The sequence below is a fragment of the Streptomyces sp. TG1A-8 genome (assembly GCF_030499535.1).
In the GTDB taxonomy this organism is placed as follows: domain Bacteria; phylum Actinomycetota; class Actinomycetes; order Streptomycetales; family Streptomycetaceae; genus Streptomyces.
In genome coordinates this window covers 6,319,382-6,345,601 of the sequence record NZ_JASTLB010000001.1, presented here as the reverse complement: position 1 = coordinate 6,345,601, position 26,220 = coordinate 6,319,382, and the positions used below count along the sequence as shown (strand labels likewise).

28 protein-coding genes and 1 pseudogene are annotated in these 26,220 nt (G+C 76.0%); 12 read left to right on the top strand and 17 right to left on the bottom strand.

Translation table 11 applies throughout. The features are described 5' to 3' along the window. The first annotated feature begins 209 nt into the window (after positions 1-209). Positions 210-1,358 (top strand): transcription termination factor Rho, encoded by a 1,149-nt coding sequence (rho, locus tag QQY24_RS28060; RefSeq protein ID WP_301975504.1) that lies wholly within the window; start codon positions 210-212, stop codon positions 1,356-1,358. Between the two features lie 101 nt (positions 1,359-1,459). Further along, a complete protein-coding gene (locus QQY24_RS28055) occupies positions 1,460-2,644 on the top strand; it encodes a D-alanyl-D-alanine carboxypeptidase family protein (RefSeq protein ID WP_301975503.1) in 1,185 nt (394 codons plus the stop codon). 121 nt (positions 2,645-2,765) lie between these two features. On the opposite strand, the gene QQY24_RS28050 is transcribed toward QQY24_RS28055, so the two are convergent. From QQY24_RS28050 to QQY24_RS28025, 6 genes are all read right to left on the bottom strand, one after another. Further along, entirely contained in the window at positions 2,766-3,782 is a 1,017-nt protein-coding gene (locus QQY24_RS28050) for an asparaginase (protein WP_301975502.1), read from the bottom strand. Positions 3,783-3,793: 11 nt separating this feature from the next. After that, on the bottom strand, positions 3,794-4,555 hold the full coding sequence (locus QQY24_RS28045) for a FadR/GntR family transcriptional regulator (protein ID WP_301975501.1): 762 nt from the start codon (positions 4,553-4,555) through the stop codon (positions 3,794-3,796). Positions 4,556-4,638: 83 nt separating this feature from the next. Further along, on the bottom strand, positions 4,639-5,475 hold the full coding sequence (locus QQY24_RS28040; RefSeq protein WP_301975500.1) for an undecaprenyl-diphosphate phosphatase: 837 nt from the start codon (positions 5,473-5,475) through the stop codon (positions 4,639-4,641). A gap of 80 nt (positions 5,476-5,555) precedes the next feature. After that, positions 5,556-5,930, bottom strand: a complete 375-nt coding sequence (crcB, locus tag QQY24_RS28035) for a fluoride efflux transporter CrcB (RefSeq protein WP_301975499.1) — start codon at positions 5,928-5,930, stop codon at positions 5,556-5,558. After that, a complete protein-coding gene (locus tag QQY24_RS28030) occupies positions 5,927-6,301 on the bottom strand; it encodes a DUF190 domain-containing protein (RefSeq protein WP_301975498.1) in 375 nt (124 codons plus the stop codon). The genes crcB and QQY24_RS28030 overlap by 4 nt, the downstream gene beginning before the upstream one ends. Continuing rightward, a complete protein-coding gene (locus QQY24_RS28025; protein WP_301975497.1) occupies positions 6,298-6,759 on the bottom strand; it encodes a CrcB family protein in 462 nt (153 codons plus the stop codon). Before QQY24_RS28025 ends, QQY24_RS28030 begins: the two co-directional genes overlap by 4 nt. A gap of 340 nt (positions 6,760-7,099) precedes the next feature. On the opposite strand from QQY24_RS28025, the gene QQY24_RS28020 reads away from it, so the two are divergent. Both QQY24_RS28020 and QQY24_RS28015 read left to right on the top strand, forming a co-directional pair. Continuing rightward, a complete protein-coding gene (locus QQY24_RS28020) occupies positions 7,100-7,450 on the top strand; it encodes a VOC family protein (protein WP_301975496.1) in 351 nt (116 codons plus the stop codon). Between the two features lie 73 nt (positions 7,451-7,523). Next, positions 7,524-7,922 (top strand): MarR family winged helix-turn-helix transcriptional regulator, encoded by a 399-nt coding sequence (locus tag QQY24_RS28015; RefSeq protein ID WP_301975495.1) that lies wholly within the window; start codon positions 7,524-7,526, stop codon positions 7,920-7,922. A gap of 36 nt (positions 7,923-7,958) precedes the next feature. On the opposite strand, the gene QQY24_RS28010 is transcribed toward QQY24_RS28015, so the two are convergent. The 3 genes from QQY24_RS28010 to QQY24_RS28000 form a co-directional block, all read right to left on the bottom strand. Next, positions 7,959-9,059: a hypothetical protein gene (locus QQY24_RS28010; RefSeq protein ID WP_301975494.1), complete on the bottom strand. Its 1,101-nt coding sequence runs from the start codon at positions 9,057-9,059 to the stop codon at positions 7,959-7,961. A 59-nt stretch (positions 9,060-9,118) separates the two neighbouring features. Then, on the bottom strand, positions 9,119-9,517 hold the full coding sequence (locus tag QQY24_RS28005) for an SseB family protein (protein ID WP_301975493.1): 399 nt from the start codon (positions 9,515-9,517) through the stop codon (positions 9,119-9,121). 136 nt (positions 9,518-9,653) lie between these two features. Further along, positions 9,654-9,851: a hypothetical protein gene (locus QQY24_RS28000; RefSeq protein ID WP_301975492.1), complete on the bottom strand. Its 198-nt coding sequence runs from the start codon at positions 9,849-9,851 to the stop codon at positions 9,654-9,656. A 177-nt stretch (positions 9,852-10,028) separates the two neighbouring features. Here QQY24_RS28000 and QQY24_RS27995 point away from each other — a divergent pair, with 177 nt between their 5' ends. Together QQY24_RS27995 and QQY24_RS27990 are read left to right on the top strand one after the other, a co-directional pair. Beyond that, entirely contained in the window at positions 10,029-10,223 is a 195-nt protein-coding gene (locus QQY24_RS27995) for a DUF2795 domain-containing protein (RefSeq protein WP_301975491.1), read from the top strand. A 120-nt stretch (positions 10,224-10,343) separates the two neighbouring features. Further along, a complete protein-coding gene (locus QQY24_RS27990) occupies positions 10,344-11,141 on the top strand; it encodes an SAM-dependent methyltransferase (protein ID WP_301975490.1) in 798 nt (265 codons plus the stop codon). A gap of 75 nt (positions 11,142-11,216) precedes the next feature. Here QQY24_RS27990 and QQY24_RS27985 read toward each other — a convergent pair whose 3' ends face one another. Together QQY24_RS27985 and QQY24_RS27980 are read right to left on the bottom strand one after the other, a co-directional pair. Further along, entirely contained in the window at positions 11,217-12,062 is an 846-nt protein-coding gene (locus QQY24_RS27985; protein ID WP_301975489.1) for a cytochrome c oxidase assembly protein, read from the bottom strand. Next, positions 12,062-12,622 carry a DUF2243 domain-containing protein gene (locus QQY24_RS27980; RefSeq protein WP_301975488.1) on the bottom strand — a complete coding sequence of 187 codons (561 nt, stop codon included), beginning with the start codon at positions 12,620-12,622 and terminating at the stop codon, positions 12,062-12,064. Before QQY24_RS27980 ends, QQY24_RS27985 begins: the two co-directional genes overlap by 1 nt. A gap of 337 nt (positions 12,623-12,959) precedes the next feature. Here QQY24_RS27980 and QQY24_RS27975 point away from each other — a divergent pair, with 337 nt between their 5' ends. After that, positions 12,960-13,106 (top strand): hypothetical protein, encoded by a 147-nt coding sequence (locus QQY24_RS27975; protein ID WP_301975487.1) that lies wholly within the window; start codon positions 12,960-12,962, stop codon positions 13,104-13,106. A gap of 119 nt (positions 13,107-13,225) precedes the next feature. Here the strand turns inward: QQY24_RS27975 and QQY24_RS27970 are convergent, their stop codons facing one another. Genes QQY24_RS27970 through QQY24_RS27955 form a run of 4 tightly spaced genes read right to left on the bottom strand, consistent with a single transcriptional unit; the run spans position 13,226 to position 18,163 of the window. After that, positions 13,226-14,242 (bottom strand): DUF5914 domain-containing protein, encoded by a 1,017-nt coding sequence (locus QQY24_RS27970; RefSeq protein WP_301975486.1) that lies wholly within the window; start codon positions 14,240-14,242, stop codon positions 13,226-13,228. Beyond that, positions 14,239-15,267, bottom strand: coding sequence for a phytoene/squalene synthase family protein (locus QQY24_RS27965; protein WP_301975485.1), 1,029 nt, complete (start codon positions 15,265-15,267; stop codon positions 14,239-14,241). The genes QQY24_RS27970 and QQY24_RS27965 overlap by 4 nt, the downstream gene beginning before the upstream one ends. Then, positions 15,264-16,832, bottom strand: a complete 1,569-nt coding sequence (gene crtI / locus QQY24_RS27960; protein WP_301975484.1) for a phytoene desaturase family protein — start codon at positions 16,830-16,832, stop codon at positions 15,264-15,266. Before crtI ends, QQY24_RS27965 begins: the two co-directional genes overlap by 4 nt. Then, on the bottom strand, positions 16,829-18,163 hold the full coding sequence (locus QQY24_RS27955; protein ID WP_301975483.1) for a polyprenyl synthetase family protein: 1,335 nt from the start codon (positions 18,161-18,163) through the stop codon (positions 16,829-16,831). The genes crtI and QQY24_RS27955 overlap by 4 nt, the downstream gene beginning before the upstream one ends. Positions 18,164-18,403: 240 nt before the next feature. On the opposite strand from QQY24_RS27955, the gene QQY24_RS27950 reads away from it, so the two are divergent. The 3 genes from QQY24_RS27950 (at position 18,404) to QQY24_RS27940 (ending at position 22,064) form a co-directional block, all read left to right on the top strand. Beyond that, positions 18,404-19,597, top strand: a complete 1,194-nt coding sequence (locus tag QQY24_RS27950) for a lycopene cyclase family protein (RefSeq protein ID WP_301975482.1) — start codon at positions 18,404-18,406, stop codon at positions 19,595-19,597. A 146-nt stretch (positions 19,598-19,743) separates the two neighbouring features. Then, positions 19,744-20,511 carry a class I SAM-dependent methyltransferase gene (locus tag QQY24_RS27945; RefSeq protein WP_301975481.1) on the top strand — a complete coding sequence of 256 codons (768 nt, stop codon included), beginning with the start codon at positions 19,744-19,746 and terminating at the stop codon, positions 20,509-20,511. Next, a complete protein-coding gene (locus QQY24_RS27940) occupies positions 20,508-22,064 on the top strand; it encodes an FAD-dependent oxidoreductase (RefSeq protein WP_301975480.1) in 1,557 nt (518 codons plus the stop codon). Before QQY24_RS27945 ends, QQY24_RS27940 begins: the two co-directional genes overlap by 4 nt. A gap of 211 nt (positions 22,065-22,275) precedes the next feature. Here the strand turns inward: QQY24_RS27940 and QQY24_RS27935 are convergent, their stop codons facing one another. Then, positions 22,276-24,366, bottom strand: coding sequence for an MMPL family transporter (locus tag QQY24_RS27935; protein ID WP_301975479.1), 2,091 nt, complete (start codon positions 24,364-24,366; stop codon positions 22,276-22,278). A gap of 127 nt (positions 24,367-24,493) precedes the next feature. Beyond that, positions 24,494-24,625 (bottom strand): annotated as a pseudogene (locus QQY24_RS27930) (helix-turn-helix domain-containing protein); the annotation flags it as partial. A 17-nt stretch (positions 24,626-24,642) separates the two neighbouring features. Here QQY24_RS27930 and QQY24_RS27925 point away from each other — a divergent pair. Next, positions 24,643-25,191: a hypothetical protein gene (locus QQY24_RS27925; RefSeq protein WP_301975478.1), complete on the top strand. Its 549-nt coding sequence runs from the start codon at positions 24,643-24,645 to the stop codon at positions 25,189-25,191. A 48-nt stretch (positions 25,192-25,239) separates the two neighbouring features. Continuing rightward, positions 25,240-25,521 (top strand): hypothetical protein, encoded by a 282-nt coding sequence (locus tag QQY24_RS27920; protein ID WP_301975477.1) that lies wholly within the window; start codon positions 25,240-25,242, stop codon positions 25,519-25,521. The last annotated feature ends 699 nt before the right edge of the window (positions 25,522-26,220 follow it).

The window sequence follows — 26,220 nt, the reverse complement described above, 5'->3', positions numbered from 1 at the left end:
CCGACGCCGCTCTTCCTTCACCAGTCCCCGGCCGACGGTCCGCAACCGGCCCGGGCTTTTCCCAGCACCACCTCGTGAACGGGCTCGCGCACGTGTCCGAGGTGTCGTTCCGCCGCCCGGAGGCCGCCGTGCCCGCCTCCCGTTCACGGCTTCTCCCCCTCCTCCCCCCTTCCCGTTCTCCGTCTTCCGTCCGTGAAAGGACACCCCCCATGACCACCACACTCGAACACCCGCCCGCGCCGCTGCAGGCCCCGGTCGCCCGGCTCGTCACCGGTGTCCTCGACGTCGACGCGCGCGGGAAGGGGCACCTGCGGGCCGTGACCTGCCTGCCCTCCCCCGCCGACCCCCAGGTCCCACCCGCGCTGATCCGCCGGTACGGCCTGCGCAGGGGCGACCTCGTCGAGGCCGTCCGCGGGGACCAGCGGGCCGTGACCGAGGTCGCGCGGGTGGCCGGCCGCGCCCCCGACGAGCTGCGGGGCCGCCGTCACTTCCAGGACCTGACCCCGCTCCACCCGCACGAGCGGATCCGCCTCGAACACCCGGCGTCCGGGCTGGCGGGGCGGGTCGCCGACCTGTTCGCGCCGGTCGGCAAGGGGCAGCGCGGGCTCATCGTGGCCCCGCCGAAGAGCGGCAAGACCGTGCTGCTCCAGCAGTTCGCCGCCGCCGTCGCCGCCAACCAGCCCGACTGCCGCCTCATGGTCGTCCTGCTGGACGAGCGCCCCGAGGAGGTCACCGAGATGCGCCGCTCGGTGCGCGGCGAGGTGTACGCCTCCACCTTCGACCGGACGCCCGGGGAGCACATCGCCCTCGCCGACCTCGTCGTCGAGCGGGCCAAGCGGCTGGTCGAGGCGGGCCAGGACGTCGTCGTCCTGCTGGATTCCCTGACCCGGCTGTGCCGGGCCCACAACAACGCCTCCGCCGCCGGCGGCCGCACGCTGAGCGGCGGGGTCGACGCGGGCGCGCTGATCGGCCCCAAGCGGTTCTTCGGCGCCGCCCGCCAGGCCGAGGAGGGCGGCTCCCTGACGATCCTCGCCACCGCCTTGGTGGACACGGGCTCCCGCGCCGACGGCTACTTCTTCGAGGAGCTGAAGGGCACGGGCAACATGGAACTGCGGCTCGACCGGGAACTGGCGGCCCGCAGGGTCTTCCCGGCCCTGGACATCGACACCAGCGGTACCCGCCGCGAGGAACTGCTGCTCACCCCGGCGGAGTTGGCGGCCACCCGGGGGCTGCGCCGCGCGCTGCGCTCCCGCGAGGGCGGTCCGGCCGCCCTGGAGACCCTGCTGGGCCGCCTGCGCGAGACGCCCGACAACGCCACGTTCCTGCGCCGCGTGCGGCCGACCCTGCCGAGGGACTGAACGGCACCCCGCCGGCCGTCGCGTGCTCGTCCGGGTTGCTCCGGTGGGCCGTCCAGCCCTGACCGCGTGGCACCACACCCGGACATCTCTACGTTGATCATATGATTACCGGTTTTTCTCGTCGGATGGCCGTCCCGGTCTGTTCGCTCTGCGTGGCGGGGACGCTGGCACTCGCGCCGGCCACGGCCGCCGCCGGACACCGCGCGGGGGAACCCGCCCCTCCCGGCCCGCGGGCCGCGATGCCGCAGCCGTCCCTGCTGCGGCGCCCCGGCACCCAGGTCCGTCCGCACCCCGGCGTGCCCGAGGTGCCGGACGTCTCCGCGCTGTCCTGGCTGGTGGCCGACGCGGGCAGCGGCGAGGTGCTGGCCGCCGCCGACGCGCACCGCAGGCTGCCGCCCGCGAGCACCCTCAAGACCCTGTTCGCCCTCACCGTGCTGCCCGGACTGCCCGCCGGCCTGCGGCACACGGTCCGTTACGAGGAGCTGGAGGAGGTCGGCGAGGGCAGCAGCCTGGTCGGCGTAGAGGAGGGGCTCAGCTACGAGGTGTCCGACCTGTGGCGCGGAGTCTTCCTCAGCTCCGGCAACGACGCCGTGCACGTGCTCGCCTCCCTGGGGGGCGGCTGGCGGGCCACGGCCGCCCGGATGCAGGCCAAGGCCCGCTCCCTCGGCGCCCTGGACACCCGCGTCGTCTCCCCCGACGGCTACGACACCCCCGGCCAGGTGTCCTCCGCCTTCGACCTGGCGGTCTTCGGCCGGGCGGGGCTGCGCGACCCGGACTTCGCCCGGTACTGCTCCACGGCCGAGGCCCGGTTCCCCGGCGACGGGTGGTCCTACGCGATCGAGAACACCAACCGGCTGCTGACCGGTGAGGACGGCGTGGCACCGTATCCCGGGCTGATCGGCATCAAGAACGGCTACACCACCAACGCGGGCAACACGCTCGTCGCCGCGGCCCGGCGGGGCGGGCGCACCCTGGTGGTGACCGTGATGAACCCGCAGGACGAGGAGGCGTTCGCCGTGTACGAGGAGGCGCGCGCACTGCTCGACTGGGGTTTCGCGGCGGCCGGCCGGGTGGACCCGGTGGGGTCGCTGGACGGGCTGCGCAAGGCGTCCAGGCCCGCGTCGGTGGCCGCGCCGGTCGCCGCGGCCGCCGCCCCCGCGCCCGCGCCCGGGGGCGGCGGCGGCCCCTGGCCGCCGAGCGCGGCCGTGGTGGGCCTCGCCGGCCTCGGCGCGGGCGCCGTGGCGCTGGCGCTGCGGACCAGGGGCCGCCGGGCCGCGCGCGGCTGACCGGTCGGTGGGCCGGGCAGCGGGCCGGGCCCGCGCCGAGGCCGGCGAGGCCCGTCCCCCGCGGGGCCGCGGCACGCGGCGGACAGCACCGCGGGGAGGGGCGGCGCACCCGCGAACGGGATCAGGCGCAGGCCGTCGGCGTCCCCGGGTCCAGGTCCCGCACCGGACGCACGCACCCCACCGGCCTGCCCCCGCCGAGCAGGGTCTCGCCCGCGAACGGGACGAGGAGGGCGGGGTCGACGCCGGCGCGGACGAGGGCGGCCGCGGCGACGGGGACACGGGCGCGGGCGGCACCATCGGCGATCTTGACGGCGATGGCGCGGCCGTCGGGCAGCGCGGCGACCTGGACGCCCTCGAAGCCGTCCTTGGCGAGCAGCCCCGGCACGGCCCGCATCAGCGCGGACACGTCGCGCCGCGCGCCGGAGGCCATCTCGGGGTACGCGCGCAGGGCGTCGGCCACCCGGGCCTCGGGCGTGCCGGGCGCGGCGGTGGTGAGGCGGGCGGCGGCGCGGGCCAGGCCGTGCAGGGAGACGGCGAACAGGGGCGCGCCGCAGCCGTCGACGGTCACCTGGGCGATGCGCTGGCCGGTGAGGTCCTCGACCGTCCGGGCGATCGCCTGCTGGAGCGGGTGGGCGGGGTCGAGGTAGTCCTCCAGGGACCAGCCGTTGAGCCGCGCGGTCCACAGCATCGCCGCGTGCTTGCCGGAGCAGTTCTGGGCGAGCCGGCCGGGTGCGCGGCCGTCGCGGATCCAGGTGTCCCGCACGGCCGGGTCGAGGGGCAGGTCGGGGACGTTGCGCAGGTGGTCCTCGGTGAGGCCGGCCAGGCCGAGGAGGCGCCGGACGCCGGCGAGGTGGCGTTCCTCGCCGGAGTGGCTCGCGGCGGCGAGCGAGAGCAGTTCGCCGTCGAGCGGCAACCCGGCGCGCAGCATGGCGGCGGCCTGCAGGGGCTTGACGGCCGAGCGCGGGTGGAACGCGGCCTCGATGTCGCCGAGCCGGAACAGGATCCGGCCGTCGGCGCCGAGGACGACGACGGAGCCGTAGTGGACGCCCTCGACCAGCCCGCCGCGGACGAGGTGGGCGACGGGGGCGTGGTGGGGTTCGCGGGCGACGGGCGCGTCCGCGCGGGAACTGGTGTACATCGCTGCCTGCATCACTGGGTCGGGGCGGGCCGGTCCGCGGGTCGCGCGTCGGGTCCGCCGTCCGTGGGGTGGTCCGTGCGCGGTGGGCGCACGATGTCGGTGAGGGCCGTCTCGACGCGGTCGAGGTGGTGGCTCATGGCGTCGGCGGCGTCCTGCTCGCAGCCGTCGGCCAGTGCCTCGACGACGGCCCGGTGCTCGCGGTCGGACTGTTCGCGGCGGCCGCCCAGCTCGTTGAGGAACGCCGACTGGCGGGCCAGCGCGTCGCGGATCTCCTCGATGAGCCGGCGGAAGACCGGGTTGCGGGCGGCGTCCGCCACGGCCAGGTGGAAGAGGGTGTCCATCGCCACCCACGCGGCGGTGTCCGTCTCCCGCTCCATGCGGTCCAGGAGGTGGAACAGGCGGTCCAGGTCCTCCGGGGTGCGGCGCCGGGCCGCGTAGCCGGCGACCGGGATCTCGATGTGGCGGCGCACCTCCAGCAGGTCGCCGGCCGCGTAGTCGCCGAAGGTGGGGTCCTGCACGGTGTTGGCGACGACGAAGGTGCCCCTGCCGGTGCGGGAGACCGTCAGGCCCATCGTCTGCAGCGCGCGCAGCGCCTCGCGGAGCACCGGCCGGGACACCTCCAGGGCGCGGCACAGCTCCGCCTCCGAGGGGAGCTTGTCGCCGATGGCGTACGCACCGCTCTCGATGGCTGCGCGCAGGTGGCCCAGGACCGCCTCCAGGGCGCTCACCCGCTGCGGGACCGGACCACCTGTCTGGCTGTCTGACAGGTTCACGGGGCGATCCTGCGGGGTGCGGGAGGGCGGTGTCAAGGCGGGGCGACGGGTCCGGCCGCGGGGTGCGGCCGGACCCGGCTCGCTCAGCTGCTGAGCGTGCCGGTGGCCAGCAGGCCCATGAGGACGACGCCGATGACGATGCGGTAGAGGACGAAGGCGTTGAAGGAGTGCTTGGCGACGAACTTCAGCAGCCAGGCGATGGAGGCGTAGGCGACCACGAAGGACACGACCGTGCCGACGGCCAGCGGGGCGGCGCCCACGCCCGCGCCGAGGGCGTCCTTCAGCTCGTACAGGCCGGCGCCGGTCAGGGCGGGGATGCCGAGGAAGAAGGACAGGCGGGTGGCGGCGACGCGGTCCAGGTCCAGGACGAGCGCCGTGGACATGGTGGCGCCGGAGCGGGAGAAGCCGGGGAAGAGCAGGGCGAGGATCTGCGAGCAGCCGACCAGCATCGCGTCCTTGAAGGAGGTGTCGTCCTCGCCGCGCTTGTGCCGGCCCATCTGGTCCGCGCACCACATGACGCCGGACCCGACGATCAGCGAGCCGGCGACCACCCACAGCGAGGCGAGCGGGCCGTCGATCAGCGGCTTGGCGGCCAGGCCCACGAGCACGATCGGGATGGTCGCGGCGATCACCCACCAGGCGAACTTGTAGTCGTGGTGGTGGCGCTCCTCACGGCGGGCCAGCCCGCGGAACCAAGCGGAAACGATCCGCTTGATGTCCTTGAAGAAGTACACGAGCACGGCGGCGATGGCGCCGACCTGGATGACGGCGGAGAACCCGACGACGGACTTGTCGTCGACGGGGATGCCCATGAGGCCCTCGGTGATCTTGAGGTGGCCGGTGGAGGACACCGGGAGGAACTCGGTCACCCCCTCGACTACTCCGAGGACGACGGCCTGACCGACGGAGATGGCGCTCATGGGATCCAGTTCTGAGGAGTGGGCAATTGGTCGACAGTGCTGTAGACAGTACTCGTTGCGTCCGGCCGGGTGGCAATCGCCTACGCCCACAGGGCGCCGGCGAGCGACACCCCGGCGGAGGCCGCCGCGAGGCCCGCCGTCACGCTCGCGACGACGTTGGCGGCAGCGTAGAGCCCCGCCCCCGCCTCGGTGAGCCGCAGGGTCTCGTAGGAGAAGGTCGAGTACGTCGTCAGCGCGCCGCACAGCCCGGTGCCCAGCAGCAGCCGCAGGTCCGGGCCGGCGACCCCGGCGGACGCGGCACCGGTGAGCAGGCCGAGGACCAGGCAGCCCGTGAGGTTCACCGCGAAGGTGCCCCAGGGGAAGAGGGAGTCGTGGCGGGCCTGCACGGCCCGGTCGGTGAGGTACCGCAGGGGTGCGCCGACCATCGCCCCCAAGGCGACCAGCAGCCAGTTCACGACGGCTTCCCGCCCTTCCGTCGGCCCGCCTCCGGGGCCCGGCCGGCGTACCGGACGACCTCGCACTCCTCCAGGGTCACCAGTCCCCCGCCGGCCAGTTCGTCCAGCTGCGGCAGGAACGCCCGGATCCGCTCCTCGGTGTCCACGACGACGATCGCCACGGGCAGGTCCTCGCTCAGCGACAGCAGCCGGGAGGTGTGGACGCGGGAGGACGCGCCGAAGCCCTCGACGCCCCGGAAGACACTGGCCCCGGCGAGCCCGGCGGCGTGCGCGCGGTGCACGATCTCGGCGTAGAGGGGCCTGTGGTGCCAGGTGTCGTCCTCGCCGGCGTACACGGTCAGCCGCAGCGCGCGGCCGGTCGGTGCGGTCATCGCCGCCTCCCGGTGAGCAGCCGGCGGGTGGCGGCCGAGGACAGCCACACCGCCGCGAGCGCCGCGAGCAGGGTCGCGGCGAGGTAGGCCTGCCCGGTACCGGGGTGGCCGGCGCCGACCAGCTCGCGGACGTCGACGGCGTAGGTGGAGAAGGTGGTGAAACCGCCGAGCACGCCGGTGCCGAAGAAGGGGCGCACGAGACGGTGGGCGGCCCACACGTCGGTGATCAGCACCATGAACACGCCGATCACGGCGCAGCCGGTGACGTTGGTGCAGAAGGTCGCCCAGGGGAAGCCCCCCGGTTCGGTGGGCCAGGCCAGGCTCAGCGCGTAACGGGCCGTGGCACCGAGGGCGCCGCCCGCGGCCACGACGGCCACGACCGGGACCTGCCCGCGCCACGCGGGGCGCCGCCCGGGCGCGGGGTGGACTCGGACGCTCTCGGCTTCCGGGGCTGTCATGCTCGTCATGTCTCCTGTTCGGCCCTGCCCCGACGGGTGGTGACGGCCGGGCACCAGGGTACCGCCGGGCCCGCGGCCGGTTCACCCGGCGGGTGGCGCGCGGACCGCGGCGCCCGGCCCCCGGAGGCCGCCGGGGACCGGGTGCCCGCCGCTCCGGCGCGCGGGTCGGCGGGAGGGGACGGGAGGGGTCCCGCCCGCGCGGGAGGGACCGGTCGCCTGGGCGGCTGAAAAGGGCCGCCGCGACCGGTCAGGATCGAAGAAGCCGGGGCGGGCCGCGCCGCCCTAGCGTGAGGGCACCGGCGGGAACCCGCCGGCCACGTATCCCGGAGGAGTGGCAGCCATGGACGCCGGCCTGCAGACGATCATCTACCCCGTCACGGACCTGGAGCGGGCCAAGCGCCTGTTCAGCGCCCTGCTGGGGGTCGAACCCCATGTGGACGAGCCGTACTACGTGGGCTTCAGGACGGGCGGCCAGGACGTCGGGCTCGACCCGAACGGGCACGCCCGGGGCATGACCGGGCCGGTCCCCTACTGGCCCGTCGCCGATGTGCGCCGGCGGCTCGCGGCCCTGCTGGAGGCGGGCGCCGAGCTGCTCCAGGACGCGCAGGACGTCGGCGGCGGCCGGCTGATCGCCTCGGTGAAGGACGCCGACGGGAACCCGGTGGGACTGCTCCAGGACACGGCGGCCTGAACGCCGTGCACCCCGCCGCACCCCTATTAGTTGCACACTCAACGAACGGCTCGCCCGGTGTTACGGTGCAGGTATGGCAGTCAAGACGGCCGGCGCCCGGCTCGAGGAACGGTGGCGGGACATCCTCGCGGTGCACGCGCGCACGATGTGCGAGATAGACCGCGTCCTGCATCCGCACGGGCTGGGCGCCAGCGACTTCGAGGTCCTGGACATCCTCGCCTCCGAGTCGCCCCGGGAGGGTGACCAGTGCCGGGTGCAGAACCTGGTCGGCCGGGTCCACCTCAGCCAGAGCGCGCTGTCCCGGCTGATCGGCCGGCTGGAGAAGGAGGGCCTGGTCGAGCGCTCGGTGTGCGCGGAGGACCGGCGCGGGGTGTGGGTGGCGCTCACCCGCAAGGGCCGCGACCTGCACACCGTGGTGCTGCCGCTGCAGCGCGCGGTGCTGGAGCGCACGCTGGCCGGGCGGGCCGGCTAGGGCACCGCGTGCCCCCTCGCGCGCGGAGCGGGGCCGCTAGAGCGGGACGGACGGTTCCCCGCCGGGGCGCCGGTCCGCCGGCCGCCGGGGCGGGAGGGGTTCGGCGGGGAAGTCGCGCGGGCCGGTCCACAGGGCGGGTACGGCGTCGCAGCGCCGGCACAGCTCGTGGGCCAGCGCCTCGTAGTTGACCCGCCAGCCGCGAAAGTGCGGCCAGGCGTCCCGCGGTGCGCGTTCCGCCCGGAAGCCGGCCGCCTCCAGCATGGCCACCGCCGCCTCGAAGTCGTCGAAGGCCAGCCGCAGGGGGGCGTCGGGCGCCGGGTCCTCGTCGAAGGGCAGGCGCAGCGTGCGGGCGATGTCGCGCAGCGCGGTGAAGCCGGCCCGCAGCACGAGCCGGGCCTCGGGAGGGGCCGCCCGCGGGTCCAGGGCGAGCTGGAGGGCGGCGGCGTCCATGACGGCGACGAGACCGACCAGCCAGCTGCGGTGCGGACGCGGGGAGCGGAAGGTCAGCAGGATCGGGTAGGTGGAGTGGCTCTCGCCCATGTCCGCGGCGAGGCGTTCCCAGGCGTGGTACAGCGCGGGCAGCGCGGTCTCGGTGTCGACCAGCCACTGCCGGGCCAGGATCTCCGGGCCCCAGGCGGGCTCGCCGGCCCGCGACTGGAGCAGGGTGACCTCCAGTTCCCGGCGGTTGTAGGCGGCGTAGAGGGTGGGCAGGTAGGCGATCTGGAGGGCGATCAGGACGGGCCCGGTGGCCGCTGCGACGAAGTCGAGCGCGGAGAGCTTGAGCCGGTCGCCGCTGGCGAAGCCGAGGGTGAACAGGCTGGAGCCCGCCTCCCGGAAGGCGTCGCTCCACGACAGCGCGGACAGCGCGTGGAGCAGCAGGCCGAAGCCGAGCAGGGCCCCGCCGAGCCAGCTGGCGAGCATGCCGATCAGCATCAGCGGGGCCAGCCACGTCTGCGCGCGGTCGATGGCGCGGTAGCCGCCGCGCCGGACGGTCAGCCGGAGCAGCCGGCGCAGCACCCACCACAGGCGGAGGACCAGCGCGGAGTACAGACCGCGGGGGACGACCAGGGTGCGCAGGATGCTGCCGAGGACCAGTACGAGGACCAGTCCGCCGGCCACGCCGGAGATCCATTCCATGCGGCCATTGTGTCGCCCGCGCGGGCGGGCGCGGATCCGACCGTGCCGTGCGCGACCGTTCAGCGGGCCAGCAGCGTGCGCACTCCCTGGGAAGTGAGCGTCAGAGCGTGTGCGGTGCTGCCGTCGATGGCGAGCGAGAGGTCGTCCTCGGGCCACTGGGAGGCCAGGGCCCCCAGCGGGACCAGGCGGTAGCGGGAGACGAACGGCAGCAGGTCGGCCATCGTCCCCTCCGAGGTGAACACGGGGACGACCGGGTCGCCGCCGGGCTGTTCGAGGATGGGCAGGGCGACCGTCGTCGCGTCGGTGCCCTCCCCGTCGACGGCGTCGTCCGGCACCGGGACGAGGACGTCGCTGTGGGCGAGGGTGTCCAGGGCGGCCTGGTCCTCGGCGTTCACGGCCAGCGCGTCGAGCGCCTGCTGCGCCGGTGTGCGGTGGGTGTCGTGTGCGGGTGTCTCCATGGCGAATCCCCAGGTAGCAACGGTGCGCGGGCCTCCGCGGCAGGCGGGCGCCCGAGCGTGCTTCCGCCTCGCGTACCCGGTGGGCCCCGGGGCATGCGCGGCGATCGGAGGGAGGTGCCCCGGTCGTTCCGATTCCCTAGGCGCCGCCCGTGCCGCCCGTGCCGCCCGTGTGGTCGGCATCCTCCGTGTCGTCGGTGTCGTCGGTGTCGTCGGTGTCGTCCGTGTCAGCCTCTCCCTCCGCCTGCGAGGGGGTGGTCCGCATCACTTCCGCCGGGTCCGCGCCCTCCGGCTCCGGTTCGCCCTCTGCCTGCGACGGGGTCGTGTACTCGCTCATCCGGATGCCTCCCTTGCGTCGTGCGCCTGTTGCGCAGCTCCGGGTACCCGTCCGCGGCCCGTCCCACCGCGACGGCCGGAACGCGCATCCGTCCCCTTCGGAACGGGTACCTGGGCGGTCCCGGCGCAGCATGCGGCGCCGGCGCACATCGGACCCTCTCACCGCCCTGGGGGAACCATGGCGGCTGTCAGCCCCACCGACCTGCAGAAAGCCCTGTCCGGCGCGGAGTACCCGGCCGACCCGGACCAGCTGAGGAAGGTCGCCGAGGACAACCACGCGCCCAAGGAGATCACCGAGCGCATCGCGCACCTGGGCAAGAAGGAGTTCCGGACCCCGGCCGAGGTGAGCCAGGCCGTGTTCCACAACGAGTGACCCGTCGGCCCCGGCCCGCGCGGGGCCGTGGCAACCGCGTGCGGGAGCAGCTCGGTTGGTGTGGGAAGCTGTGACCAGCCACGCACGGGCGGGCGCGGGGGTCGCGGAAAGGAGCACAGGGTGGGTCAGGACGGCGTGCGCTTCGGGGAGATCGACACCAGCAGGCCACACCCTGCGCGGATCTACGACTACCTGCTCGGCGGCAAGGACAACTACGAGGTGGACCAGCAGGCCGCCGACGAACTCGCCGCCGCCGCACCCGAGGTGTGGATCAGCGTGCGCGCCAACCGGGCGTTCCTGCAGCGCGCCGTCCAGTACGCCGTCGGTACCGGCGTCCGCCAGATCCTCGACATCGGCACCGGGCTGCCCACCTCGCCCAACGTCCACGAGGTCGCCCGGCAGGTGGCGCCCGACGTGCGGGTGGCGTACATCGACAACGATCCGATCGTGGCCGCGCACGGCAACGCGCTGCTCAGCAGCTCCGGTTCGACCCGCATCGTGCTCGGCGACCTGCGCGATCCGCAGGCCCTGGTGGACCACCCCGAGGTCCGTCAGGTCATCGACTTCCGGCAGCCGGTCGTGCTGATGCTGATCGCCGTCCTGCACTTCCTCACCGACGAGGAGGACCCCGCGCGGGTCGTCGCCACGCTGCGCGACGCGCTGCCGGCCGGCAGCTTCCTGGTGCTGTCGCACGCCACGGGCGACTTCGCCGACCGCGCGGCCGCCCAGGCCGTCTACAACAAGGCCACCGCCAGCATGAACCTGCGCTCCCGCGCCGAGGTGGAACGGTTCTTCGCCGGCTTCGACCTGGTGGAACCCGGTGTCGTCCAGGTCCCGTTCTGGCGGCCCGACACCCCGCCGCCGGCCCGGTCCGGCGAGATCGGCTTCTACGGGGGTGTGGCCCGCAAGTCCGGCTGAACCGCTCCGGCGGGTGCGTGGGCGCGCACCCGCCGCCCGCCGTACGGGGTCCGGCCAGCAGTGGCGCGGGCGGGGTCAGGCCCGCGCCGGCCGCCCGTACGACGGGGGCGCCCCCGCCGCCGTGCCGGTGCGGCGCCCGGGGCGCCAGGTGGCCACGAGCGCCACGGCGACCAGGAGTTCGGCGATGTCACCGCCGTAGTACATGATCTCCGCACCGCCCTGGACCTCGGGGACGGGAGCGTGGACGTCGACCCAGAACCCGCCGTACATGAGCTGTGAGACCACCGCGTGCACGGCGATGGCACAGCCGAGGTACACCAGCCGGGCCGGCACACCGGGCCGGTACGGGGCGGGGTCGGGGCCCGCGACGGCGTGGGCGAACAGCCAGCCCGACAGCAGGAAGTGGGCGTGCAGGAGCCAGTGCCCGGCCGGATGCTCCGTGGCGGTGTCGTACAGCGGCGTGAAGTACAGGACCGCGAGGCTGCCGGTCGACAGCAGCAGGGCGACGATCGGGTGGGTGAGGACCCGGACCGGACGGCTGTGCAGGACCGCGCCGAGGCCGCGGGCCCGGGGCGCGGGCAGGGTGCGCAGCAGCAGGGTGACGGGGGCGCCGAGCACGAGCGCCAGCGGGGCGTACATCCCGGTGAGCAGGTGCTGCAGCATGTGACCGCGGAAGTCGCGGTGCGCGAGGGGCGCCAGGGGCGGCAGCAGCGCCACGGCCAGCAGGCCGAGTCCGGCGAGGAACGCGGCCGTGCGCCAGGGGCTCCAGCCGCGCGCCGGGTTGCGGCGCCGCGCCCGGCGCGCCAGCAGCAGGTAGCCGCAGGCGCACAGGAGCGGGGCCAGGGCCGGCAGCAGCACGGCGAACGGTTCCGGGGGGCCTGCGCCGTCCGGGTGGTGCACGGGCTCCGGGCCGTGGTGCATCAGGCGGTCCGTCCCGTCCGCCCGGCGCGGGGCGCGTCCGGGTCGAGGGGCCGTCCCCCGCGCCGCAGGAGCAGGCCGCCGGCGATCAGCAGGGCGCCGAGGACGAGGAAGCCGAGGTCCCACCAGAGCTGGTGGGGCCCGCCGTGGACGTGGTGGATGCCCAGGATCTGGTGGTCCAGGACGCCCTCGACGAGGTTGAAGACGCCCCAGCCGACGAGGATCCAGCCCCACAGCACCCGCGAGGTCCACACCCTGCGCCGCCCGGCGGTCACCCGGGAGTGCAGGACCGCCAGGCCGGTGAGGACGGAGAGCCAGCACACGACGTGGAAGACGCCGTCCCAGACGGTGTTCATCTCCAGCCCGGAGACGGTGTGCGGGTCGTAGTACTTCACCCCGATGCGGTCGTGGTTGGTGCTGGTCAGCATGTGGTGCCACTGCAGGAGCTGGTGGAGCAGGATGCCGTCGACGAACCCACCCAGCCCCACGCCCAGCACGATGCCGGGCAGCTGGAGGCCGGCCGGGGCCGGTTCGGTCCTGCTCTCGCCCACGGTGGTCGCCATCGGCCTCGTCTCCATCGGTCGGTCCCGGTGCGGGCTTTCAGCCCTGTCCCCTACGGACTACCAGCTCCTGGGCCGCGCCGCCGCCGCGGGCCGGGCCGCGGGCCGACGGCCGGGCCGCGGGCCGACGGTGCGGCAAGGACGGCGGGTGCCCGGGAGGCGGGTGGGAAAACGCCGCTCCCGCCCCCGGGCGGGCCGCGGCGGCCCGGGCGGGCGGACCGGGGACCGCGGCCGGCGCGGAAGTCGCCGACCGTCCGGCTGGGCAGCCGCTCACCGGGTACCCGTAGGGGCACGGGCACCCGGCGCCGGGCCGGGGGCCGTCCCGACCGGGAGGAGTGCCGTGTCCGGAGTGCTGGAACGGATCAAGCAGTTTGCCAGGAGCCCCCAGGGGCGGCGCACCGTCGAACAGGTCCGGCGCGCCGCGGCCGATCCGCGCCGCCGCGCCCAGGCCCAGCGACTCGTGGAGCGGCTGCGCGCCCGCCGCTGAGGCGTGCGGTCCGGCCGGCCGGATCCCGGCGGACGGTGTCGGGCACCGGCCGCGGTTCCCTCGGGTGGCCGGTGCCCGGTCCGGCCCCGGGACCGGACCGGCCGGTCCCGGCGCGGTGGTCAGCCGGGGAAGCGACCCGTGGAACGCAGGAGCCAGCGCCGCTCGGCGTAGGCCAGGTCGTCGTGCCACAGGCGGCCGGCGGCGGCCCGGACGAGCGGGCGCAGCAGGGGGGCCGCCCGGCGGGCCACGGCGAACCCGGGCCGCTCGGAGGCCGCGACGACGGCCTCGACGACCGCCGTGCGCGGCCGGCCCCGTCCGTCGGGGCCGAGCGGGGTGGCGTGCGTCTCGACCACGGACCCGTGGCCCTCGCCGTCGGTGATGCGCATGACGACGGTGCGCGGGCCGGGCGCGGTGAAGACGGCCCGCACCGGGATCACCAGCCGGCCCGCCACCTTGAAGGACACGTCCACCGTGAAGGCGTCCTCCGCCCCGTCGCCGGGGTCCCCGGGCGAGCCGGCCACCGTCAGGTCGACGAAGGAGTACGGGTGGAACCACGCCCCGTGCCAGGGGTCCAGCCGGTTGGCCACGACGTCCTCGGGTTCGCAGGCGCCCGTGCCGGTGTACACCGCCGTCAGGGCCCGGCCGGGGTCGGGGCGGCGCGGGACGACCGGCGCGTCCAGCGGCGGTTCGCCCCCGGCGTCGTCGAGCCGCACCCACAGCAGGACGCCGTCGTCGTGCGCCGGCAGCGGGTTCCAGCCCGCGTACGGCGTGCCGTCCAGGGCCATGCCGTGCCAGTGGCACACGAGGGTGCCGCAGCGCACGGGGCTGTCCCGCAGCGGTGCGCCCAGGTGCGGGCAGCTGCCGGGGCCGGCCACCGGGCGCCCGTCGGCGGCCCGCCACAGGACCACCTCCCGTCCCGCCACCGTCAGCGCCAGCGGGCGGTCGCCGCGCAGCCGGTGCGAGGCGCCCACGACGTACCAGTTGCCCGACGGCCGCCCCCGGGCCCGTTCCAGCGCCCCGGCGATCACCGCGGGCTTGGCGTCGCGCCAGGTGGGCCGCTGGCGCTCCCAGGGCACGGGCCGCCTGCGCAGCGACAGCGGGAGGCGGCTGCGCCGGCCCGGCGGGACGGGGTTCACGCGACCTCCTGGCGGGTCCTGCGGCCGGGCACCGCCGACCGGGAGGGGGGCGGCGGGCCCGGCCGCGCCGTCGGCGCGCGGTGCGCGTGGCCGCGGGCGCGCAGCCGCGCCGTGACCACGCGGGCCAGTCCGTCGGCGGCGACGGCGGCGCGGCGGCGGCGGGACACCACCGTCCGGCGGTGCACCACCGTGTAGCCGTCGCGGGCGACGGCGTCCAGGATGCCGCCGTAGAGCACGAACGCGGTACGGATGCAGGGCCTGGCCACCGGATCGAGCATGTCCAGGCCCGGTGCGGCCTCCCGGTAGACGGCCCGGGTCAGCGCCGCGAACTCCCGCAGCGCCGCGGTGATGCGGGGGTCGGACCGGCCGGTGTCCCGGCTCCAGCGCAGCAGGGCCCGGTCGACGCCGTGCGCGCCGAGCAGGTCGGCGGGCAGGTACACGCGGCCGCGGTCGAGGTCCTCGCCCACGTCCCGCAGGAAGTTGCTCAGCTGGAAGGCCACCCCCAGGGCGGCGGCGTGCGGTGCCGCCTGCGCGCGCGGCACCACCGTGCCCAGGACGGGCAGCATCTGCAGCCCGATGACGGCCGCCGAGCCGTGCATGTAGCCGCGCAGGTCGGCGTAGGTGGGGTAGTCGGTGACCACCAGGTCGGCGCTCATGGCGGCCATGAAGTCGCGGAAGTGCCCGTGGGGGATGCCGTAGCGGCGCACGGTGTCGGCGAGCGCCCGCACCACCGGCTCCCGGCTGTGCCCGCTGCGCAGCCCCTCGGCGAGGTCGTGCTGCAGCCGGTCGAGCGCCGCCGCCCGCTCGTCGGCCCGGGTACCGGGGTCGAGGGAGTCGACGATGTCGTCCGCCCAGCGCGCGAAGCCGTACAGGGCGTGCACGGCCGGCCTGCGCTCGACGGGCAGCAGCCGGGTGGCCAGGAAGTACGTCTTGCCGTGGCGGGCGTTGAGCGCGCGGCAGCGGTGGTACGCCTCGCGCAGCGCCGGGCCGGTGATCCCCGCCGCGTCGAGTTCGCGGTCGGTCATGCGGTGGTCTCCTTCGTCGGGGCCGGTGCGGTGCGCGTGTTCGTCGGGGCCGGTGCGGTGCGCGCGCGGGCGGCGGCGGGCCGGGGGACCCCGGTGATGCGGGCCGCGGCCAGCTTCCCCGACAGCAGCACCGTCGGCACGCCGACGCCCGGCGTGGTGCCGCAGCCGGCGAGCACGGCGTTCCGCGTGCCGCGCACCAGGTTGCGCGGGCGGAAGGGGCCGGTCTGGGCGAAGGTGTGGGCCGCCGAGAACGGCGTGCCGGCGGCGTGCCCCCGGGCCTGCCAGTCGGCCGGGGTGACCAGGCACTCCTCCTCGATGGCGGCTTCGATGCCGTCCAGGCCGCGCCGTTCCAGCTCCCGCAGCAGCGTGTCGCGGTAGCGGGGGGCGAGGTCGGTCCAGGCCCGCGCGTCCGGGCCGAGGTCGGTGTTGGGGCAGGGCGCGAGGACGTAGTGCAGATGGCGGCCGGGGGGCGCGAGCCCCGGGTCGGTGGTGGTGGGGCGGGTGATGAGCAGCGAGGGGTCGCTCATCAGGCGTCCGGTACGGGTGAGCTCGTCGAACGTGCCGCGCCAGGCGGCCCCGAAGGAGATCGTGTGGTGCGCCAGGTGGGGCCAGGTGCGGTCGGTGCCCGCGTGCAGCACGACCGCGGAGGGCGAGTGGCGCAGCCGCAGCGGGCGCCGGGGCCGGCGGCCGAGCAGGCCGTAGGCGACGGGCAGGTCCGGGGTGAGGACGACGGCGTCGCAGGGGATCCGCTCCTGGTCGGTGACGACCGCGGTGACGCGGTCACCGGACCGTTCCAGCCGGGTCACCCGCCGGCCGAAGCGGAGGTCGGCGCCCGCGTCGCCGGCGGCGTCCGCCATGGCCCGCGGCAGCGCGTGCATGCCGCCGCGGGGGAAGTACACGCCGGCGACGGTGTCCATGTAGGCGATGACGGCGTACGCCGCCAGTGCCCGGGCGGGCGGTACCCCGGCGTACAGGGCCTGGAAGGAGAAGACGCGGCGCAGCCGCTCGTCCTTCAGGAAGCCGCCGATGCGGGAGTCCAGTCTGCCGAAGCCGCCGAGGGCGGCCAGCCGTGCGAGGTCGCCGTTGAGCAGGCCCAGCGGCGAGTCGAAGTTGGCGTCGATGAACCGGCGCAGCTGCGCCCGGTAGAGCTGCTCCAGCCAGGTCCGCAGCCGCCGGTAGCCGGCGGCCTCGGCGGCACCGGCGAAGCGTTCCACCTCGGCGGCCATGGCGTCGGCCTCCGTGTGCACGTCCAGGGTGCCGCCGTCGGCGAAGCGGGCGCGGTAGGCGGGGTGCAGCGGGATCAGCTCGACGCGCCCGGCCAGGCTGTCGCCGACCGCCGCGAACGCCTCGTCGGCGAGGTCGGGCATGGTCAGCACGGTGGGACCGGTGTCGATCCGGTAGCCCGCCAGGTCCAGGCGTCCGGCCCGGCCGCCGGGCAGCGCCTCGCGCTCGACGACGGTGACGCGGCGGCCGGCGCCCAGCAGGTGCAGGGCGGCCGACAGGCCGGACAGCCCGGCGCCCACGACGACGACGTGGTCGCTGGGGCCGGGCAGGGAGCGGGTCATGCGCTGATCTCCTCGGTGGCGGGGGCCATCAGGGGCACGGCCGGATCCGGTCCGGGGCCGGCGCGGTGGGCGGCGGGGCGGTCCGCCGTCGCGCCCGCCGCCGACAGGAGCAGCTCGCGCAGGCGACCGCCCGCCGCGGGATCGAGCCGGAGGTCGTCGAACCGGTGCAGTGCCTGGGCCACCAGGCGGTCGATCCTCGCCTCGACGGTGGCCCGGGCCCCGGTGCGCACCAGGACCTCGCGCACCTCCTCCAGGCCCGCCGGCGTCAGCCCGCCGTCCCCGAGCGACCGGTCCAGCACGGCCAGGGCCGCGCGGTCGCCGGTGGCCTCGGCCCCGGCCCGGGCGGCGGCGACCAGGTAGGTCGGCTTGCCCTCGCGGACGTCCCCGCCCGCGGACCTGCCCGTCCGGCCGGTCTCGGCGAAGACGTCGGTCAGGTCGTCGCGGAGCTGGAAGGCCAGGCCGAAGCGACGGCCGGCCCAGCACAGCCCGGCCGTCGTGGCGTCGTCCGCCCCGGCCAGCGCCGCGCCCAGCGCCAGGGGCCGTTCGACGGAATACAGGGCGCTCTTGAGGCAGGCGGCGCGCAGGGCCCTGGGCACCGAGCGCGACCCCGTGATCTGGCCGTGGAGGTCCAGGTACTGGCCCGCCACCATCTCGGTGCGCATGTCGCTCCACAGCCGCCGCACCCCGCGCGCGGTGTCCGCGGTCAGCGCGGTCTCGGCCACCAGGTCGTCGGCCCAGGCGAGGGCGAGGTCCCCGGCGAGGACCGCCGCCGCCTCCCCGAACCGCTGGACGCGGCCGGGACGGGCGGCGCGGGCGTACTGCGCGCCGACGTCCGCGTGCAGCGCGGGCCGGCCGCGCCGCCGCAGCGAGCCGTCCATCATGTCGTCCTGGACGAGCGCGCAGGTCTGCAGGACCTCCAGCGCGGCCGCCACCCGCAGGGCGGCCGCGGCCGCCGGCTCGTCGCCGCCGCAGGCGCGCAGCGCCCACCACAGCAGCCGTGAGCGGATGCGCTTGCCGCCCCGCCGGGTGAAGTCGGCGACCCGCTCGGCGAGGTCGCCGGCGAAGACCGGGTCCACGGCGCGGGCGCGCGTCACCCGGTCGGTCAGCACGTCGTCGAGCACGCGCTCCACGGCCGCGCGGACGTCCCGGTCGACGACGCGCGCCCCGGCGGCCGCCACCGGCTCGCGGGGCGGCTGGTGAAAGGGCTCGGCGGGCGGCCGGGCGCGTCCCCCGTCCGGGCGCACCCGGACGGGGGTTTCCGGCAGGGCGGCCCGTCGGGGGACGGGCGGCGATCCGGCCGCGTGCTGGTCCGTCGCCGGTGTGGGGCGCATCCCGGTTCCTCTCGTCGTGATCGCTGATCGCCTGGTTGACAGAGCGTTCGGCCCGGGTGCCGCGAACGGATGCGACCGGTCGTCCCGGAGCCTGACGGACGGATGGCGCGGGCCATCTCCTCCACGCTCGTGGTTTTCGGCGCGGTCCGCCTGTCGCATTCGGGTGACCCGCATCCGATCGGGCGCACGGGCGGGAAAACCGGCGGAGTGTGCCGTCGGGGCCGGAGGGAGGCAGGGGTCGTGCGGGAAACGGATGTGGTGGTGGTCGGGGCGGGGGCCGCGGGGCTGTCCCTGGCGCACCGGCTGGCGGGGCGCGTGCCCGGCGGCCGTGCGCCGTCGGTGGTGCTGGTGGACGCTCCGCCCGGCCCGCTGCGGCCGCCGAACCGGACGTGGTGCTTCTGGGAGGGCGGCCCGGGCCGCTTCGACGCCGCCGTCTGCGCCGCCTGGCGCCGCCTGCGGGTGCGCCCGCCGGCGGGCGCACCCGTCACCGGGGACATCTCGCCCCTGCGCTACAAGATGATCCGCTCCGGCGACTTCGAGGACCTGGTCGCACGGGACCTCGCCCGCAGCCCGAACGTCCGGCGTCTGGAGGCGGTCGTCGAGGCGGTCGAGGACGTGCGGGACGGGGCCCGGGTCCTCTTCCGCGAAGCGGGGGGCGGGGCGGGCGTGCTGCGCGCCCGCTGGGTCTTCGACTCGCGCCCGCCGGGCAGCCTGCCGGCCGCCCGCACCACCCTGCTGCAGCACTTCCACGGATGGTTCGTCCGCACGGCCGGGCCCGTCTTCGACCCGGGTACGGCGGAGCTGATGGACTTCCGGACCCCGCAGCCCGCCGACGGCCTGTCCTTCGGCTACGTGCTGCCCACCGGCCGCCACGAGGCGCTGGTGGAGTACACCGAGTTCTCGCCCCGCCCGCTCACCGCGGAGGGTTACGGAGCAGCGGTGCGGTACTACGCCGAGGACGTCCTGCGGCTCGGTGAAACGGAGGTGCTGGCGACCGAGACCGGGATCATCCCGATGACGGACGGCCGGATGCCGCGCCAGGTCGGCGAGTCCGTCTTCCGCATCGGCGCCGCCGGCGGCGCCACCCGCCCGGCGACCGGGTACACCTTCGCCGGCCTGCAGCGCCAGACGCGGGCCGTCGCCGCCGCGCTGCGCCGGGGCCGCCGTCCCGTGCCACCGCCCGCCCACTCCGCCCGCTCCCGGGCCATGGACGCCGTGCTGCTGCGCGCCCTGGACAGCGGCCGGGTCGACGGTCCGGCGCTGTTCTCCCGGATGTTCGAGCGCCTGCCGATGAACCGCGTCCTGCGCTTCCTGGACGGCCGCACCCGTCTCCTCGAAGACCTCTCCGTGGGCCTGCGCACCCCGGCCGGACCGATGCTCCGTTCGGCGCTGGAACTGCCCCGCCTGCCCCTGCGCCCCTTCGACACGCCGTGACCCGCCCGGACCCGCGCCCCGCGCCGCCGGCCCCGCGCCCCCCCGGTCCCCCGCGCCCCGGCCCCGTCCGCGCCGCCGTCCCTCCGGCGCACCGGGGACGCCCCGGCCGCGCCCGTCCCGAAGTCCCCGCCGATCCTGGAGACCGCATGAACCCGTTGCGCGACGAGGCCCTCGCCGCCGCGTTCGACCACGCCGCCCGCAGTTACGACGCCCTGATGACCGCCAACCCCGGCTACCACGCCCACCTGAGGCGCTCGGTGCGCCGGCTGGGCCTGCCCGGGCACGGGGAGGGACTGCGCGTGCTGGATCTGGGCTGCGGCACCGGCGCCTCGACCGCCGCGCTGCGCTCCACGCTGCCGGGCGCGGACATCACGGCCGTCGGCGCCTCCGCCGGCATGCTGGAGCGCGCCGCCGCCAAGCCCTGGCCGGCCGGTGTGACCTTCGTGCACGCCCCGGCGGAGGAGCTGCCCGGGGCCGGGGTGAAGGGCCCCTTCGACGCGGTGTCCGCCGCCTACCTCTTTCGCAACCTGTCCGACCCGGACGCCGTGCTCGGTGCCGTGCGCGCGCTGCTGGCGCCGCGCGGGCGGCTCGGCGTGCACGAGTACGCCCTCGGCGGCCGCCGCGCGGACCGCGCGGTGTGGACCCTGGTGTGCCGCGGCGTCGTCCAGCCGGTGGCCACCGCTCTGGGCGACGGCGAGCTGTACCGGCACCTGTGGCGCAGCGTCGTGGACTTCGACACCGCCGGCCGGTTCGCCGAACGGGTGCGCGCGGCGGGCTTCGAGGCCGTCCGGGCCCTGCCGCTGCCGGGCTGGCAGACGGGCATCGCGCACACCGTCGTCGCCCGCCGGGGCGGCGATCCGCAGGGGCCCGCGCGAGCGGCGGCGCCCGCCGTGGTGACGGGGACCGGACGATGAGGGGCCCCCGCCGCGCCGAGGGCGCCCGCCGGGGCAGGGACCGCCGGGCCCGCTTCCTGCCGCCGCCCGCGGGAGCGGCACGCGTCGTCGGCCCCCGGCCCACGACCGCCGTCGTCGGGGGCGGCATCGCCGGGCTGGCCGCCGCCACGGCGCTGGCCGAACGCGGCGTCGCCGTGACGCTGTACGAACGGGAGCCCTATCTGGGCGGGCGCGTGGGCGGCTGGCCGGTCCACCTGGCCGACGGCTCCGCGGTGACCATGAGCCGCGGCTTCCACGCCTTCTTCCGCCAGTACTACAACCTGCGCGGCCTGTTGCGCCGGACCGATCCCCGGCTGGAACGGCTGACCGGTCTGCCGGACTACCCCCTGGCGCACAGCAGCGGACTGCGCGACAGCTTCCGCCACGTCCCGCGCACCCCGCCCTGGAGCGCGCTCGGCTTCGTCGCCCTCAGCCCCTCCTTCGGCCTGCGGGATCTGCGCGCGATGAACCCGGTGGCCGCCCTGCCGCTGCTGGACGTCCGCGTCCCCGGGGTGTACGAGCGTCTCGACGGCGTCAGCGCCGACGACTTCCTCGACGCCGTGCGCTTCCCGCACACGGCCCGTCACCTGGCGTTCGAGGTGTTCTCCCGCAGCTTCTTCGCCGACCCGCGGGAGTTGTCGGCGGCCGAGATGGTGCTGATGTTCCACGTCTACTTCCTCGGCTCCGGTGAGGGGCTGCTGTTCGACGTGCCCCGCGCGCCGTTCCCGGCCGCGCTGTGGGACCCGCTGGCCGGCTACCTCCGGCGGCACGGCGCCGACGTGCGGACCGGCACGCCGGTCGAGCACGTCGCGCGCACGCCGGACGGCGCCTACGACGTCACCGCCGACGGCGAACGGCGGCGTCACGACACCGTCGTGCTCGCGCTGGACGCCGCGGGCTTGCGCTCCCTCGTCGGCCGCTCCGGCCCTCTCGGCGACGCCGCCTGGCGCGGGCGCGTGCAACGGCTGCGCACCGCACCGCCGTTCCTGGTCACCCGCCTGTGGCTGGACCGGCCCGTGGACGCCGGCCGGCCCGGTTTCCTGGGCACCAGCGGCTACGGCGGCCTGGACAACATCAGCGTGCTGGAGCGCTGGGAGGACGAGGCGGCCCGGTGGGCGGCGCGCACCGGCGGGTCGGTCGTGGAACTGCACGCCTACGCGGTGCGGCCGGACGCTCCCCGGGACGTCGAACAAAAACGCCTGGTCGCGGAGTTGCACCGAGTGTACCCGGAGACGCGGCGGGCCGCCGTGGTGGACGCCCGCCACGAGTGGCGGCAGGACTGCCCGCTGTTCCCGACGGGCGGTTACGCCGACCGGCCGGCCGTGCGCACGCCCGAACCCGGTCTCGTGCTGGCCGGGGACCTGGTGCGCACCGGCCTGCCGGTGGCGCTGATGGAACGCGCCGCGACGAGCGGGTTCCTCGCCGCGAACGCCCTGCTGGAGCGGTGGGGCGTGCGCGGGCAGGCGCTGTGGACGGTACCGGACCGGGGACGCGTCGCCGTGCTGCGCGCCCTCGCCCGATGGGCGAGCGGCTGACGCGGTGGGCCGGCGCGGGGACGGCGGCCCGGCGCGTCCGGCACCGCGACCGCCGCGACCGCGCCCCGGAACGACGGCGGCGCGACCCATCCACGGGCGGCGCGGTCCCGGATTGTGCGGGGACTCCGGTCCGTGCCCGTCACCCGTCCGCCCCGGCATCCGGTGGCGTATTACCCCTTCACCTCCCTCCACGGCTCTCCGGCGCGGGGCTTCACGGGCGGATGCCGCGGTGGGGCCACCACACGGCGGGGCCGATGTGACGCACGAGGGCCGGCACGAGCAGGGAGCGCACGACGAGGGTGTCGAGGAGGACGCCGAAGGCGACGATGAACGCGATCTGCGCCAGGAAGGCCAGGGGGATGACGGTCAGGGCGGCGAAGGTGGCGGCCAGCACGATGCCCGCGGACGTGATCACGCCGCCGGTGGCGGACAGTCCGGTCAGGATGCCGGTGCGGTTGCCGTGCCGGCGGGCCTCCTCGCGCACCCGGGTCATCAGGAAGATGTTGTAGTCCACCCCGAGCGCGACCAGGAACACGAACCCGTACAGCGGGACGGAGGCGTCGGTGCCGGAGAAGCCGAAGACGTGGGTGAACAGCAGTGCGGTCACCCCGAGGGTGGCCAGGTAGTTCAGGGCGACGCTGGCCACCAGCAGCAGCGGCAGCAGCAGGCTGCGCAGCAGGGCGACGAGGATGCACAGGATGACCGCCAGGACGACCGGGATGATCAGGGTGCGGTCGTGGGCCGCCGTCTGCTGGGTGTCGTACTGCTCGGCGGTGTAGCCGCCCACGAGCGCCCGTGCGCCGTCGACGCCGTGCACGGCGTCGCGGAGGCGGGGGACCGTCTCCTTGGCGGCGTCGCTGTCGGCCGCCGCGCTCAGAGTGGCGTCGATCCGGGCCCGGCCGTCGACGACGGCCGCGGCGCCTCCTCCCGGCTGTCCGTCCTTCGTGACGGGCGCCGCCTGTGCGACGCCTTCGGTGCCGCGGACCGCGGCCAGGACCTGCTCCGTGCGGTCGGCGCGGGTGATGACCACGACCGGGTTCCCGGAGCCGGCCGGGAAGTGCCGGGCCAGGGCCTGCTGCCCGGTCACGGAGGGGGCGTCGTTGATGAAGATCTCGTCCAGGGGGATGCCGCGGGCGTGCAGCACCGGGAAGAAGGCGGCGAAGGCGGCCAGCACGATCGTGGTGCTCACCCAGATCCGCCGCGGCCGCCGGTCGACCAAACCGGCGACCCTCCCCCACAGCCCGGCGTTCCCCGGCCCGTCGCCGCGCGGGCCGACGGCGGGGACGGGCCGGGGGCGGGCCGGCCAGTAGGCGGCGCGCCCCAGCAGCACGAGGGCGGCGGGCAGGAAGGTCAGGGCGGCGGCCACGGCGCACAGGACGCCGATGGCGCCGACCGGGCCCAGGGCGCGGTTGTTGGTCAGATCGCTGATGAGCAGGGTGAGGAGGCCGAGGGCGACGGTGGCGGCGCTGGCGGTGACGGCCCCGACCGAGCGCCGCCAGGCCACCCTGATCGCGCCCCACCGGTCCCGGTCGCCGCCCAGTTCCTCCCGGAAGCGGGCGGTCAGCAGCAGCGCGTAGTCGGTCGCCGCGCCGATGACCAGGATGAACAGGATGCCCTGCACCTGGCCGTCGACCCGCACCGCACCGTGGTCGGCCAGCGCGTAGACGACGGCGGAGGCCAGGGCGAGCGCGAACACCGCCGTGAGGATCACGACCAGGGGCAGCAGGACACTGCGGTAGACGACCACCAGGATCAGCAGCACCGCGCTCAGGGCCACGGCGAGCAGGATTCCGTCGATCCCGGCGAACGCCTCCGACAGGTCCGCCTGGGTGGCGGCGGGTCCGGACAGGTGGACCCGGGTGCCTTCGACCCGGCCGGCGGCCTCCCGTACGGCGTCGACCGCCGGGCCCACCTCGTCGCCCAGGTCGCCCCGCAGGGGTACCACCGCCTGCAGGGCGCGGCCGTCCTTCGAGGGGAGCGCCGGACTGGCGGGGCCCGCGGCTCCCCGTACCCGTGCCGCCTCCCGCAGCGCCCGGGCGGCCCGGCCGCGCTGGGCGGGGGTGATCGGGCCGGGGTCGCCGACCCAGACGACGACGAGCGGTACCGTCTGCTTCTTCTGGAAGTCCTCCCGCAGGTGGTTGACCTCGGTGGACTCGGCGCTGCCGGGCAGGAAGGCCGCCTGGTCGTTGGTGGAGACCTGGCCCAGCCTGCCCGCGAACGGCCCCATCGCCCCGCCCGCCAGCAGCCACACCAGCACCACCAGCGCCGGCACCGTCCAGCGCCACCGACCGGACATCGTCATCGTTTCCTCCGCATCCCCACGGGCAGGGAGCACCGCGTACCCCGCGCTCCCCCGCACAACCTTGATCACGTGGGTACTTCCCCCGCGGTCCCGCTTTCGGATGTACGGCCCGCCCGGCACGTTCCCCTCAGGGCACCGGGGTCCGCGTGCCGCGGTCCTCCGAGCGGTAGCCGCCCGGGGTGCTGCCGAAGTGGCGTTCGAAGGCGTGGGAGAAGGCGGAGGACGAGCCGTAGCCCACCTGGCCGGCGACCGCGTGGAGCGGGTGGTCGGTGCCCGGTGGAGGACGTGTGCGCGGCGGCCGGCCTGGACCGGGCCGTGGCCTTCACGCTCACCCGGCACGGTTGCGCCACCGGCCTGCTCGCCCTGGACCTGGCCGGCCGGCTGCTCGAGGCCGACGACGACCCCGACGCCCTGGCGCTCGTCCTGAGCGGGGAGAAGACCTTCAGCGCCGCCCTCCAACTCATCCCGGAGAGCCCGGTGATGGGCGAGGCGACCGCCGCCGCGCTGGTCGCCCCGCACGGCGAACGGGACCCGCTGCTCGGCTACGCCTGCCGCACCGAGGGGCGCTACGCCGAGGACTTCCCCCCGGACGCGCTGGACCCCTCCTTATCCCGGTCACCGGGCACTGCTTCACGGCCGACCCGTTCGTCGACCACGTGCGCGCGGGCCGCGGGCCGGCTGCGCCCGGGCGACCTGTACCTGATGGCGGCCGTCGGTCTGGGCGCCACCTTCTCCGTGGACTTGGAGCGGGTCGGCGAGCAGACCCCGGCCCTCGCGCTGGCGCGGCGGTTCCTGCCCGTCGGGGAGGCGGCCGACGTCGGATGACTGCACGTCACGGCCCCGGCCGCGCCGGCCTCCAGCATGGGTGCCGCGATGTCGACGCCGTCCCTGGCGAGCATCGGCACCGGACCGGTCTCCATCGCCCTCTTCAGCTCCCTCGCCGCGGGGCTGGGGCTGCGCACGACCTGGCTGCTGTGCGGGGTGCTGGCCCTGGTGGCGCCCGTGGCCGTGCTGACGGCCCTGCGGCACCCCGAGTCCGTCGAGGACCGGAGCACCGGGAGTGACGCCGAACAGCCGCGTGCGGACCGGGCGGAGGACGCCCCGGACGACGACCGGCGGCCCGTCTCCCCGCAGCGCGCCACCGCAGCGGCGTGAGCACCGCGCACCGCGTGCCGGGGCGGGCGGCATCCGCACGATGCCGCCCGCCCCGGCACGTTCCTCACGCCTGTCGGCGGCACGGAACCCGTGCTCCTCTTTTACCGGATTTTCCCGGAATCGTCGTCGCGCCGGACCGTTCGGCACCCGGGACGCGGCTGCGACCCGGTTCCGGACGCACCCTTCGCAAGTACCGGGGTATTGGCCGTCCCTGACGATATGTCAGGTCGTACCGGGGATCCGTGACGCTCCGAACGGCGGCCCCGTCCCGCCGGCACCGTCGCCGTCGGCACCGGGCCGTTGCCCCGCCCGGGCACCTCCTCCTGGTGGTGGGGCCACTGCCGGACGCCGGCGGGGACCGTGTCCGCCGGCCCGCGCCGTGGCACCCGCGTGGGCGGGCCGGACACGGCTGCCCCTCCTTCCCCCACACCCGTTTCCGCCTGCGCCCGTTCCCGCAAGCGGGAGGAGACCGGAAGGGCCGGACGGGTGAGCGCACCGCGCCGCCGGCCGGGGCCTTTTCGCGGGGGTGTCCTCTCCCCACGAGTTGCCGCCGCGACCGGACGGCCGCACGATGGCCGGAAGGAGGAGGGAACGGCGACAATCCGTGAGGCAGCATCGCACGTCGCGCCCCACAGGTGACGTGCTCCTGATCGACCCCGCAGTTTCCAGCCCCCCGCCCCGTTTCCGCGGTCACCGGGA